The following is a 13496-nucleotide window of genomic DNA, read 5'->3' as shown; positions in this document are numbered from 1 at the left end:
TTAAAAAAATTATATTTTTTATATCATTCTAGCTAATTTTAATTAAATAATCGTTATAATAATAGTTTGAAAAATTTATAAAGGTTTAAAAATGTTTTTAAATACCTTAAAAGCCGTTTTTGGAACAAAAAATGATCGTGAAGTTAAAAAATACTTTAAGCGTGTAGCACAAATCAATGCTTTAGAAGGCAAATATCAAAATTTAAGCGATGATGAATTAAAAGCCGAATTTGCAAAATTTAAAGAGCAAATTTTAAGCGGAGAAAAAAACGAAAATGATATCTTAAATGATGTTTTTGCTATAGTCAGAGAGACAGGTAAGAGAACTTTAAATATGCGTCATTTTGATGTGCAGTTAATCGGTGGTATGGTTTTGCACGATGGAAAAATTGCAGAAATGAAAACAGGGGAGGGTAAAACCCTTGTAGCGACCTTGCCTGTTGTTTTAAATGCCATGAGTGGAAAAGGCGTACATGTCGTTACAGTAAATGATTATCTAGCCAAAAGAGACGCTGAGCAAATGAGTGCGATTTATAACTTTTTAGGTTTTAGTGTAGGCGTGATTCTTTCTTCTCAAAACAGTGACATAGAGCACAAGCAAGCTTATGATTGCGATATTACTTATGGAACCAATAATGAGTTTGGTTTTGATTATTTGCGTGATAATATGAAATTTTCAAAAGTTGAAAAAGTTCAAAGAGAGCATAATTTTGTTATTGTAGATGAAGTAGATAGTATTTTAATTGATGAGGCAAGAACTCCGCTTATCATCAGCGGTCCTACAAATCGCACTTTAGATGGTTATATTAAAGCCAATGAAGTAGCCAAGCAAATGCAAAAAGGCGAAGCAGTTTTACCCCCTGCAAAACCTGAGGGTGATTTTGTAGTAGATGAGAAAAATCGTAATATTTTAATCACGGAAGCAGGTATTGCTAAGGCTGAAAAACTTTTTGGTGTAGAAAATTTATACAGTCTTGATAATGCTATCTTAGCACATCAGCTTGATCAAGCTTTAAAGGCGCATAATCTTTTTGAAAAAGATGTGCATTATGTTTTAAGAAATAATGAAGTTATCATCGTTGATGAATTTACAGGGCGTTTAAGTGAAGGGCGTCGTTTTAGCGAAGGATTGCATCAAGCTTTAGAAGCCAAAGAAAATGTAAAAATTCAAGAAGAAAGCCAAACTTTAGCAGATATTACTTTTCAAAATTATTTTAGAATGTATAACAAACTCGCAGGTATGACAGGAACTGCACAAACAGAAGCGACTGAATTTTCTCAAATTTATAGTTTAGATGTTATTTCTATACCGACAAATATTCCTATTAAAAGACAAGATAAAGATGATCTTATCTATAAAACTCAAAATGAAAAATTTAAAGCTGTAATTGAAGAGATCAAAAAAGCCAACTCTAAAGGTCAGCCTGTTCTTGTGGGAACTGCAAGTATAGAACGCAGTGAAGTTTTTCACAATATGCTTGTAAAAGAAAAAATCCCTCATCATGTTTTAAATGCTAAAAACCACGAGCAAGAAGCTTTGATTATCCAAGATGCAGGTAAAAAAGGTGCTGTAACTATCGCTACAAATATGGCAGGTCGTGGTGTGGATATAAAAATCGATGATGAGATTAGGGCTTTGGGTGGGCTTTATATCATCGGTACAGAAAGACATGAAAGCCGCCGTATTGATAATCAACTTCGTGGTCGTGCAGGAAGGCAGGGCGATCCTGGAATAAGTCGTTTTTATCTAAGTTTAGAAGATAATCTTTTAAGAATTTTTGGCGGGGATCGTATTAAAAATATTATGGATCGCTTGGGCATAGAAGAGGGCGAAAGCATAGAGTCAAGAATTGTTACAAGAGCGGTTGAAAATGCGCAAAAAAAAGTAGAAAGCTTACATTTTGAAAGCAGAAAGCATTTGTTAGAATACGATGATGTAGCAAATGAACAAAGAAAAACTATTTATCGTTATCGCAATGAGCTTTTAGATGAAAACTATGATATTAGAGCTAAAATTTCTCAAAATATCGCTGAATATAGTGCAAATGTAATGAATGATTATATACTTGATGAAAGCGGTTCTAATGTAAATTTTGAAAATTTGAAAGCAAAAATTTTATATGAATGTTCAACTCAGATTAGTGAAAAAGATTTTGAGAATTTAAGCGTCATTGAAATGCAAGATAAGCTAAGTCAAATTCTTGAAAATTCTTATAACGAAAAGATGTCAAGACTTGGGATTAAAGAATTGCGTAATATAGAGCGTATTTTATATTTGCAAGTTTTGGATAATGCTTGGAGAGAGCATTTGTATCAAATGGATATTTTAAAAACAGGAATAGGGCTTCGTGGATACAATCAAAAAGATCCTCTTGTGGAATATAAGAAAGAAAGTTATAATCTTTTCTTGGAGTTGGTTAATCGTATTAAATTTGATAGTATTAAGCTACTTTTTAGCGTGCAATTTAATCAAGAAGAGGTGCAAAATTTAGAAAATAAAGCCAATGAAGAAAATGAAAAGCTACTTCAAAGCTCAGTAGAAATGGGCGCAAGCGAAGATAATCTTGGCGAAGCTGAGTTTAAAAAAGTTCCACGCAATGCTCCTTGTCCTTGCGGAAGTGGAAAAAAATTTAAAGAATGCCATGGAAAAAGTGGTCCTAAGCAAGGAATTTTAGCTTGAATAAAAGCGTTTTAAAATATTTACTTTTTAAATATTTAAGATTTGATAAAGAACAACCCTTTATCAATCTTTCTATGCTTTTGGCCTTTTTAGGAGTTTGTGTAGGACTTTGCGTTTTGCTTGTAGCTATGGCAATTATGAATGGTTTTGATAAAGAATTTGAAAAACGCTTTTTTGTGATGAATTATCCTATTACTATTTTGCCTAAATTTTACGCTCCTGTAAATGATGAATTTATAGATGAGTTAAGAAAAACATTTCCAAATTTGTTATTTAGCCCTTATATAAGCACTCAAGTTGTTGTAAAGGGAGATAATCGTTTTGAAGGTGGTGTGCTTTTTGGCGTTAATTTTAATGATGAAAAAAAAATAAACGAAGTGGTTGCTAAAGCTTTAAGGGATGAGAATTTAAGTGGTTTTGATATACTTGTAGGATCAGCACTTATTGATGAATTTGGTTTGCATAAAAATGACAAACTTTCACTTATTTTTTCAAATCTTAATCCTAGTGGATTTTCTTTAGTACCACAAACTAAACGTTTTGATGTTAAAGCGCGTTTTACTTCAGGGCTTGCATTTTATGATAAAGCTTATATGTATACAGATGTTGATGCATTGAAGAAAGTACTTGGAATGCCTAAAAATCCAAATTATGATGGAATTCATGTATATAGCGATAATGCTTTTAAGGATGTTGAAAAAATTAAATCTTATTTAAAAGATGATTATGCTGTAGTAGGTTGGTGGGAACAAAATAAAAATTTCTTTTCAGCTTTAGAGCTTGAGAAAAGAGCGCTTTTTATAGTGTTGATGCTTATTATTTTGGTTGCAAGTTTAAATATAGTAAGTTCTTTATTGATGATAGTGATGAATCGTCGCAGTGAAATAGCACTTTTACTTGCCCTAGGTGCAAGCAAAAATGAGGTAAAAAAGAGTTTTTTTGCCTTAGGTATGCTTATTGGTGGTGGCGGTATGATAGTGGGTGTGGTGCTTGCATTTTTTGCTTTATGGCTTTTAGGAAATTTTGATATTGTAACTTTACCTGCTGATGTTTATGGAACCAGTAAATTACCACTTGATTTGTCTTTAATGGATTTTTCTTTAACCATTGTGGGTGCTTTAATAATCATAGCTTTATCATCTTTTTATCCTGCAAAAAAAGCAACTCAAATTAATATTTTAGATACTTTAAGAAATGAATAAATTGTAATTTTGGAGATTTTTATTGTCTTTGTTTACTCAAAAAAATAAGAATTTTAAACCTTTAAAACCTCTATCAAAGTCAAAAATAATCACTAATTTAATTCTTTTGATTTTATTTTTAATATTGTTTTGTTATTGTAGTTTTAGTATAAGTGCTTATCATTTTGATTTTAGCGTAATTGCGACCTATAAAGAAAAATTTCTTCAAGGTTTTTTAAATACTTTAATAATCAGTTTTTTTTCTTTATTACTGAGTATAATTTTGGGTGGAGTTTTTTGTGCTTTTTCTTTAAGTTCAATTGTTTTTTTAAGATTTTTATCTACATTTTACATAGAGCTTATCAGAGGAACCCCTTTACTAGTGCAGGTATTATTGATGTATTATATCATTGCAAATAATTTAGGACTTGATAATCGATATGTGGCTGGAGTTATTATTTTATCATGTTTTTCTGCTGCTTACTTAGCTGAAATATTTAGAGCTGGAATTTTAAGTATTTCTATATCTCAGCTTGAGAGCGCTAGGGCTTTAGGGTTAAAAGAGATGCAGGTTTTTGCGTATGTAATTTTTCCCCAAGCTTTAAAAAATATTTTAGCACCGCTGAGTGGACAATTTGCAAATTTAATTAAAGATAGTTCCTTATTAAGTGTTATTGCTGTAAATGAATTAACCCAAAGTGCGCAAGAGATAAATTCTTATACTTTTGCTACTCTTGAAGCTTATGTAATTTTGGCTATTACATATCTTATTTTGACTTTACCTATAAGTATATTTTCTCGTTATTTGGAGAGAAAATGCCAAAAATGATTTAAAAAAGCTTGACAAATAGAGCTAATTTTGGCATAATCACATTTTTATTTCAGAAAATGTCTCGTTAGCTCAGCCGGTAGAGCATCTCCCTTTTAAGGAGGGGGCCGTTGGTTCGAATCCAACACGGGACACCATTATAAAGGTCGCTTAGCTCAGTTGGTAGAGCGCCACCCTTACAAGGTGGATGTCATAAGTTCGAGTCTTATAGTGACCACCATTTTATAAAATCATAAATAGGTTTTATAATCTCTACTTCTTTACTTTGGATGCAGCGGTAGTTCAGCTGGTTAGAATGCCGCCCTGTCACGGCGGAGGTCGCGGGTTCGAGCCCCGTCCGCTGCGCCATCTTGTCTCGTTAGCTCAGCCGGTAGAGCATCTCCCTTTTAAGGAGGGGGCCGTTGGTTCGAATCCAACACGGGACACCATTTTTATTGTTAGGGTTATGACCCTTTCGTCTAGTGGCCCAGGACAACACTCTCTCTGTGTGGAAACAGAGGTTCAAATCCTCTAGGGGTCGCCAATCATAGGTCGCTTAGCTCAGTTGGTAGAGCGCCACCCTTACAAGGTGGATGTCATAAGTTCGAGTCTTATAGTGACCACCATTTTATAAAATCATAAATAGGTTTTATAATCTCTACTTCTTTACTTTGGATGCAGCGGTAGTTCAGCTGGTTAGAATGCCGCCCTGTCACGGCGGAGGTCGCGGGTTCGAGCCCCGTCCGCTGCGCCATCTTGCTTGGTAACAATTTTATAAGTATAATTTGCAAAATAATAAAAAATAGAACTAAGGAAAAAAATGCTTATTATTGGACATAAATTATTAAAAAATTTAGATTTTTCTTTTATTGAAAGTGTTGAAGAAGTTAAAGATAATAAAGTTTATTGTATTGTTTATGATGAAAAATTGATTTCTTATTTAAGTCAAAATGATTTTGAATTTGCTATTTTAGTTCAAAATAAAGACGAGATATTTTTAGCCAGTGCTTTAGGGGCTAAGTTTTTGCTTTGTAATGATAAAAAACTTGCAAAATTTGCTAGTAAGGTTGCAGAATTTTATGTTTTTGATAGTAGGGTTTTAATGATTGTTGATAAATTAGAGAATTTTAAAAAATTTTATAAATTAAAAATCGATGGAATTATTTTAAAAGATAATATAGATAATTTTCCTAAAAACTGATAAATTCTTTTGCAAAATAAGTGCTAATTGACGAGGTTTAAATAATGCAAAAAAAATCTTTTTTGAAAATTTACGGATTAATTCCTTTTTTACTTATAGCATTCATCAATGCTTTTGTGGATTTGGGACATAAAATTATTATTCAAAATACTATTTATAAGGCCTATGAAGGAAGTGAGCAGTTATTTTTAAATGCTATAGTTAATGCTTTGATTTTACTTCCTTTTATTCTTATGCTTTCTCCTTCGGGTTTTTTAGCGGATAAATATCCAAAAAATATTGTAATGAAAATTTCAGCAATTTTCAATGTTATACTCACTTTAATAATTTGCATTTGTTACTATAGCGGTGCTTTTTGGATGGCTTTTATTTTTACTTTTATAATGGGAGCACAAGCAGCGATTTATTCACCAAGCAAATACGGTTTTATTAAAGAACTCGTAGGAAAAGACTTTCTTGCTATGGGTAATGGTGTAATTAATGCAGTAAGCATTATGGCAATCTTAGCAGGAATGGCTTTGTTTTCTTTAAGTTTTGAAAGTCTTTATAGTTCTGCATATAATCAAACAGATGAAATTTTAAAAGAAGTAGCGCCTTTAGGAATTGTGCTAATTTTATTTTCTTGTATCGAAGTATTTTTTGCGTGGCGTTTACCTAAGCTCAAACAAACAAATAAAGATTTAGTTTTTAACAAAAAAGACTATATCCGTGGAAAACTTCTAATAAATAATCTTAAGCTTGTTTTTAAAAATAAAACTATTTGGCTTTGTATAATCGGATTTTCATTTTTTTGGGCTATATCTCAACTTTATCTTGTCAGCTTTCCTGTCTTTGCTAAAAATGAACTTTTTATAGAAAATACTTTTTATGTGCAAATTTCACTCGCTTTTTCTGGTATAGGAGTGATTTTAGGCTCTTTAGTAGCTGGTAAATTTTCAAAAAATTATATAGAACTTGGACTTATTCCACTTGGTGCATTGGGTATGTTTTTAATGGCTTTTTTAATGCCTTATTTTATAAGTTTATTAAGTTATAGTTTTTTATTTTTCTTTTTTGGATTTTGCGGAGCTCTTTTTATCATTCCTTTAAATACTTTAATCCAATTTCATGCCAAAGAAAATGAATTGGGGCAAATTCTTGCAGGAAACAATTTTTTTCAAAATATTGCCATGTTAGGATTTTTACTCTTAGCAACTTTATTTGCAAAATTTGAAATCAATGTGGTTTATTTGTTTTATTTTATTACTTTAGTAACCTTTATAGGAAGTTTTTATATACTTTTAAAACTTCCCTTTTCTTTAGTGCGTATACTTTTAAGCATAGCTTTTTTGCAACGATACCGCTTACTTGTAGAAGGTTTTGAAAATATACCAGAAAAAGGCGGAGCTTTACTTTTAGGTAATCATATTTCTTTTATTGATTGGGCTGTTGTGCAAATGGCAATTCCAAGAAAAATTTATTTTGTTATGGAAAGAAGTATTTATTCTAAATGGTATATTAAAATTTTTCTTGATAAATTTGGTATTATTCCTGTATCAAGTACAGGAAGTAAGACGAGTTTAGAACTGATAGCAAAGCATATCAAAGAAAGTAATTTAGTTTGCTTATTTCCTGAAGGTACGCTTTCAAGACATGGACAATTAAATGAATTTAAAGCAGGATTTGAATTAGCTTGTGAATATTTAAGCGAAGATGATGGAAAAATTATTCCTTTTTATATAAGAGGACTTTGGGGTAGTGCTTTTTCAAGAAGCGATGAAGAATTTTCAGCAAGAAACCGCACTTTAAATAAAAGAAAAATTGCTATAGCTTTTGGTAAAGCTATGCCTTTGCATTCTAAAAAAGATGAAGTTAAAGCTAAAGTTTTTGAACTTTCTTTTATGGCTTGGAAATCACAATGCGAAGCTATGCATACTATAGCAAGAGCTTGGATAGATACAGCTAAAAAAAATCTAAATCAAATAGCTATTATCGATACACTAGCTGGAGATATTTCTTATAGAAAAATGTTAACTCTTAGTTTAATTCTGAATTTTTTTATTAAAAGAAAATCCAAAGAATTAAACATTAACCCTCAGCGTGGAAGTTACGCTCCTAAAGAGGAAGCTATAGGAATTTTATTACCTGCTTCTTTTGCAAGTTCTTTAACCAATCTATCTGTTTTAATCGCAGAAAAAATTGCAGTAAATCTTAATTTTACTGCTGGAGAAAAAGCTCTAAAAGCAGCTATAAAAAATGCGCAAATTTCACAAATTTATACTTCTAAAATTTTTTTAGAAAAATTAGCAAATAAAGGTATAAACCTAAATTTCGATACAAATATACATTTAATTTATTTTGAAGATATTGTAGAAGATTTTAAAATGCAAAAAACTAAAATTTTTAGCATGATGTTAGCAGTTAGTATTATACCTAGTTTTATACTCAAAAGCATCTTCACTCCTTTAAAAAACAATCTTGCCATCGCAGCTATTTTATTTAGTAGCGGAAGTGAGGGTTCTCCAAAAGGTGTTATGCTCAATAACCGTAATATTTTAAGCAATATAGCACAAATTTCTGATGTGCTTTGCACAAGAAATAATGATGTCATTCTCTCATCTTTGCCACCTTTTCATGCTTTTGGACTTACCGTAACTACGATTTTGCCTTTGCTTGAAGGTATTAAAAGCATCACTTTTTCAGATCCAACCGATGCCTTAGGGGTTGCCAAAGCTGTTGCTAAAAATAATGTCACTATTATGTGTGGAACTTCAACCTTTTTAGGAATTTATGCAAGAAATAAAAAGCTTGATGCTTTAATGTTTGAAAGTTTAAGAATAGTTGTATCGGGCGCTGAAAAACTAAAAAATGAAGTAAGAACTGCTTTTGAAATGAAGTTTAAAAAAAGCATTTTTGAAGGTTACGGGGCTACGGAAACCACGCCTGTGGCGAGTGTAAATTTACCAAATCGTTTTGATGCGGATTATTGGCTTATACATCGTGCCAATAAAGAAGGAAGCGTAGGAATGCCTCTACCTGGAACTGCAGTGCATATTGTTGATCCAAATAATTATGAAAATTTAAAAACAAATGAAGATGGACTCATACTTATAGGCGGTCATCAAGTTATGGTAGGCTATCTTAATGACAAAGAAAAAACCGATGAAGTGATTAAAGAAATTGATGGTATAAGATGGTACAACACGGGAGATAAAGGGCATTTAGATGAAGATGGTTTTTTATATATTGTCGATCGTTATTCTCGCTTTGCAAAAATTGGCGGAGAGATGATTTCTTTAGGTGCAATAGAAGAAGAAATTGCCAAATTTATAGACACTGAAGTGGTTAAATTTTGTGCCACATCTTTAGAAGATGAGAAAAAAGGGGAACAAATTGCTTTACTTATAGAATGTAATAATGAAATTTTTGAAAGAGTATGTGAAGCTATAAAAAATTCTAATATACCTACACTTTTTAAACCTAGATATTATTTTCAAATAGAAAAAATTCCCCTCCTAGGTTCAGGAAAAGTTGATCTTAAAAAAGTTAAAGAATTAGCTAAAAATTTAGCCCTATAATTTGAGCTTACAACAAAGCCCAAATTAAAATTGGCATAGAAATAAAAGCAAAAAGAACTCCAAAGGCTACAGCGCTTACGGCTAAATTACTATCTAGTTTAGCTTTCATTACCATAGCTCCTGCTAAAGTCATAGTAGGAGCTGCACTTTCTATAATAGCAACGATAGTAGAATCTTTTAATTCTAAATTAAATATTTTTAAACAAAATACAAAAAATAAAGGAGCTAAAATCATTTTAGCAAAGATGACAACTATTGTAGGTTTGTAAGAGGTTTTAATCGCCATAAAGCCAAGTCCTAAACCTATAGCAAAAAGTGCAACAGGGGTTGCAGAGGCACCAAATAAACGAATAGGAGAGAAAATAAATTCAGGTAAAGTAATTAATTTGCACAAAAAACCAAAAAGCAAAGCTAAAAAAGGTGGAAAACTAAGAATTTTTTTAACATTAGCAAGTAAACTGACTTTTTCTCCATTTCCCAAAGAAAGTATAAAAGGTCCAAAAAGTGATATAGGTAAAGTTGTGGCTAAAGCATCGTAAAATATAACTTCAGCGCTAAATTGTGGGTCATTAAATATACCAGCAACAATAGGCATACCCACAAATATAGTATTTCCAAAACAAGAAAGCAAAAACATACTGACTAAAGTTACTTTAGAAAAATGAAAAACTTTTCCAATAAGAATAGCAAAAAAAGCTGCTAGTATACAGCTAAACAATCCAATAAAAATAAAAATAATCAATGAAAAATCAAAATTTAAATGATATGCTTTATCGAAAATCAAACAAGGTAAAGCAAAAATAATAGCAAAATCTAAAAAAGTCCTAGCTTGTTTTTGCTTTAAAACGCCAATTCTTTTGGCAAAATATCCGCCTGCAAGTAAAATAAAAATTGTAAATAATGGTATAAAAACAAACATTGAATAATCCTTTTTAAGGGATGGTTTTTGAAAACGGATAGAATTATATTCTTTATACTTAAAAAAAATCTTAATATTTTTTAAGTTTTTTAAAAAAACCAATATTTTTTATTTTTTGTAACTTTAAGAAATTGTAAGTTGAAATTTGATTTTGAATAGTTGGTATTTTAAGTTGAATGATTATAATTTTAAATAATGGTGCGGTTTAATCTTAATTAAAATACTATATATTGTATTTAGAATGATATAAAAACAATAAATTAATATAGCTTTTGTTTTTAATTTTTGAATATTTTTAAACTTATTTAGGCGGAGATCATCTGCTTTAGTTATTTTTATTTTTAATATTCACGCAATAAGACAGATTTATTTTGAAAGTTTATCTTATTGCTTTTCTTATTTTCACTGTGCATCATTTGAATTTGAAATTATTTTTTTCAATTTCTTTAAGGTTGTATAGCGGTTTTTTCACATTTGCGCTGATTTTGTATTTTTTAATAATAAGGTTTCAAATAGTTCAGTATCTATAAATATTCAATGGACAAGATAATCGTTGTAAAAATTGGGATATGTTTGGCGGTTTACTTGGTGGTGGATGTTGTGATAAGGATAATGTATTTTTAGGATTTGTACCTTGTAAAGAAGATAAGAAAAAGCTTGCTAAATTAAACGATGCAGGAAAATGTCATGAAGTAGGAACTTATTGTTCTAAAAAGGTTAGTTTAGGTTTTACTAAAATTTGCGTTGAAAAAAGAAAAGTTTTTGTTGCTTCAATTCTAAATTAGGAAGAATTTTCAATGAACAAGGACGCCCTCAGCTTGGAAAAGGGTGGAGTAGTGCGGAAGGTCCGCAATGCAAAGGCTTCACTCCTGAAGAATTTCAAAAATTAGATTTTAGCGAAATTGATTTAAGTGAATTCATTGCTGATATTGTAGGAAGTTTTGACACAGGAAAAATACAAGCTGATTCTGTGAAAATACAAGAAAAGATTCAAAACAATATCGAGAATGTAACGAAAAAACCTACAAATTAAAAAAGAAAATAAATTATTAGAAAGGAGAGAAGCTTAGTTAAAAGTTTGTTTGGTAAGCCACAAGGGAGTTTCGCCCCTTAAGAAAAGGGGCAAGGCTAATAAGCCTTGACAGTAATTATACAAATTAGTATAATTATAAGTATGAGTCGTGTCATATAGTTCACCCCCTTTCTAGGGTGTGATTATGCCACAGGGTTGCAGCCTTGTGGCAAAACCCTTAATGCAATTATACCAAACAAACTCTTTAACTTCTTTAATATAGTCCATGAAAAGATTTTACTTGTTATTCCTTAGCACTTTGTTTTTTGCACCTTCATTTTTATTTGGTGCAACTGAAATAGCTAATGGAAATCTAATTTATACTTGGGGTTACGGCGATGTAATGAATGAAATCATGCAAGCGGTTAAAGGAATAACCACTGAAACAAGTTATATCGTTAATGCAGCCTTAGCTATTTCATTATTACTTTTTAGTATTAAAAAAGCAATGGATGGACAAACAAACCCTGTGTTTGAATTTGGAAAAATGTTTGTACTTTTTGCTGTAGTGTGGGTCATGTTTTTAAAAGCACCAAATGACAATAATCACCGCTTCATGATTCATGATGAAGTCACTAGCAAAGATTATGTCATTTCTCAAATTCCTATAGGTATAGGAAAAAGCTTTGCATTAATGACACAATTTGAGAAGGTTATCTTAGAAGCTATGGAAAAACATTTTTCAACTCCACAATCTACAAATTTCTCTAATGCAGGTTTAGGTTTTTCACTTCAAGTAATGAGTACTTTACCAAGTGTAAAGCTTTCGGCTATTGATGCAACTTTGCAAAAAAATATTGATTTTTACTTTAGAAACTGCGTTTCAGTAGGTATCTTGCTTAATCAACAAGGTAGAAATCTTTTTCAAAACTCTGATAATTTAATGCAAGATCTTTTCACAAACATAGGCAATGGCTCTCAGCTTACTCCTTTGTTCACAAATAACAATAATATTGAAGAACAAAGTGTTGTGCCTTGTTCTGATGCAGGTCCTCAAATCGTTGAAATGATTCAAAAAGATACAGATGAAGCTATGAAGATCCATGCTGCTTTGCTTGGTATGGTAGATGATATGACAAATTATGAGCAAAAGTTCTTAGGCGCTGCACAAATCTATAACGAACAAGCTGTAAGTGCTAGATCTTATTTGCAACAATCCATGATAATGCTTGCTTCTCAAAATGCAATCATTAATACCGCTAAATCAGTAGGATTAAATCCTGCTTCTGTGGCTGCAAATACTGCTTATGCGGATCAGCAATTTTACGCAAGTATGCACAAGCACAAGGATACTTGGCGCAAACTTATTTGCCTTTAGCTAAAGCTTATTTAACAGCTATCATCATAGGTTTGTCTTGGCTTGTTGCTTTGCTTTCTATTGTGTTTGGCTCTTACGCACATATTAAGATGTTTTTTACTCTATGTATTTGGATAGTGCTTTGGACTCCTATACTTTGTATTATTAATTTTATAAATGATTTTAATCTTATGAATGTTGCACAAGTAATAACAGGTGGAAAAGCAGCTTTAAGCTTAGGAGATAACATGCTTATCTTTAAAGAAGTAGCAAATAGATCAAATTTCATGAATTACCTTGTAATGAGTACTCCTGTTTTAGCTTATGCTATAGCTAAAGCAAGTGAGCAAGGATTTGTAACTTTTGCTTCTGGATTATCTCAAGCTCTAACAGGTGCTTCAAAAGCTGCTGGAAGCTTTGCAAATCAGCAAGCCTTATCTACACAAACTAGCATTGCTACTCCTAGAGGAGATGAAGTTTGGTCGATGAATGCAGGGGTAGCATCGCTTCAATATGCAAGAAATATAGATGGTGTGGTTACTAAATTTAATACTCAATCAGTTATGGGTGATAATACAAAGAATTCTGAAATCTCTAATGCAAATATGACAGGAACAAATGTTGATGGTATGATGTCAGGCGCCAAACTTAGCGCAGGAACTATGACAACTGTTAATAGCGTATCTCAAGCAAATTCTGATGCTTGGAATAAAAACTTTAATGATCAATATTCACATATGAGTCAAAGCGGTAGAGCAAGTGCATTTAAATGAAGCTAAAG

The 13496-nt window shown here is 31.4% G+C and carries 6 protein-coding genes, 7 tRNA genes and 2 pseudogenes; 14 read left to right on the top strand and 1 reads right to left on the bottom strand.

Features of this window, described 5'->3' with window-relative positions:
* Positions 1-91: 91 nt before the first annotated feature.
* From secA to SR63_RS04035, 12 genes are all read left to right on the top strand, one after another.
* Entirely contained in the window at positions 92-2680 is a 2589-nt protein-coding gene (gene secA / locus SR63_RS04090) for a preprotein translocase subunit SecA (protein ID WP_002866879.1), read from the top strand.
* Positions 2677-3882: an ABC transporter permease gene (locus tag SR63_RS04085; protein ID WP_002866878.1), complete on the top strand. Its 1206-nt coding sequence runs from the start codon at positions 2677-2679 to the stop codon at positions 3880-3882. Before secA ends, SR63_RS04085 begins: the two co-directional genes overlap by 4 nt.
* A gap of 22 nt (positions 3883-3904) precedes the next feature.
* Positions 3905-4690, top strand: coding sequence for an amino acid ABC transporter permease (locus tag SR63_RS04080; RefSeq protein WP_012006708.1), 786 nt, complete (start codon positions 3905-3907; stop codon positions 4688-4690).
* Positions 4691-4751: 61 nt separating this feature from the next.
* Positions 4752-4827, top strand: a tRNA-Lys gene (locus tag SR63_RS04075).
* A gap of 7 nt (positions 4828-4834) precedes the next feature.
* Positions 4835-4910: transfer RNA gene (locus SR63_RS04070), tRNA-Val, on the top strand.
* A 51-nt stretch (positions 4911-4961) separates the two neighbouring features.
* A tRNA-Asp gene (locus SR63_RS04065) sits at positions 4962-5038 on the top strand.
* A gap of 4 nt (positions 5039-5042) precedes the next feature.
* Positions 5043-5118 (top strand) — tRNA-Lys (locus SR63_RS04060).
* A 19-nt stretch (positions 5119-5137) separates the two neighbouring features.
* A tRNA-Arg gene (locus tag SR63_RS04055) sits at positions 5138-5213 on the top strand.
* A 6-nt stretch (positions 5214-5219) separates the two neighbouring features.
* Positions 5220-5295 (top strand) — tRNA-Val (locus SR63_RS04050).
* Between the two features lie 51 nt (positions 5296-5346).
* Positions 5347-5423 (top strand) — tRNA-Asp (locus SR63_RS04045).
* A gap of 66 nt (positions 5424-5489) precedes the next feature.
* Positions 5490-5870, top strand: a complete 381-nt coding sequence (locus SR63_RS04040; RefSeq protein WP_147498366.1) for a hypothetical protein — start codon at positions 5490-5492, stop codon at positions 5868-5870.
* Between the two features lie 44 nt (positions 5871-5914).
* Entirely contained in the window at positions 5915-9427 is a 3513-nt protein-coding gene (locus SR63_RS04035) for an acyl-[ACP]--phospholipid O-acyltransferase (RefSeq protein ID WP_002866001.1), read from the top strand.
* A 7-nt stretch (positions 9428-9434) separates the two neighbouring features.
* Here the strand turns inward: SR63_RS04035 and SR63_RS04030 are convergent, their stop codons facing one another.
* Positions 9435-10346 (bottom strand): AEC family transporter, encoded by a 912-nt coding sequence (locus SR63_RS04030; RefSeq protein WP_012006707.1) that lies wholly within the window; start codon positions 10344-10346, stop codon positions 9435-9437.
* Between the two features lie 530 nt (positions 10347-10876).
* On the opposite strand from SR63_RS04030, the pseudogene traN reads away from it, so the two are divergent.
* Positions 10877-11379 (top strand): annotated as a pseudogene (gene traN, locus SR63_RS08695) (conjugal transfer protein TraN); the annotation flags it as partial.
* A gap of 265 nt (positions 11380-11644) precedes the next feature.
* A pseudogene (locus tag SR63_RS04020) lies at positions 11645-13488 on the top strand (conjugal transfer protein TraG N-terminal domain-containing protein).
* Positions 13489-13496 lie beyond the last annotated feature (8 nt).

It is taken from the genome of Campylobacter sp. 2014D-0259, assembly GCF_008000505.1.
In the GTDB taxonomy this organism is placed as follows: Bacteria; Campylobacterota; Campylobacteria; order Campylobacterales; family Campylobacteraceae; genus Campylobacter_D; species Campylobacter_D jejuni.
Note: the sequence above shows the minus strand (reverse complement) of the source record. Positions and strands in the feature narration are given on the sequence as shown.

Excerpts from the sequence above, each read along its gene's own strand:
- SR63_RS04030 (WP_012006707.1), bottom strand. The coding sequence starts at position 10,346 with ATGTTTGTTTTTATACCATTATTTACAATTTTTATTTTACTTGCAGGC.
- SR63_RS04040 (WP_147498366.1), top strand. The coding sequence starts at position 5,490 with ATGCTTATTATTGGACATAAATTATTAAAAAATTTAGATTTTTCTTTT.
- secA (WP_002866879.1), top strand. The coding sequence starts at position 92 with ATGTTTTTAAATACCTTAAAAGCCGTTTTTGGAACAAAAAATGATCGT.
- SR63_RS04035 (WP_002866001.1), top strand. The coding sequence starts at position 5,915 with ATGCAAAAAAAATCTTTTTTGAAAATTTACGGATTAATTCCTTTTTTA.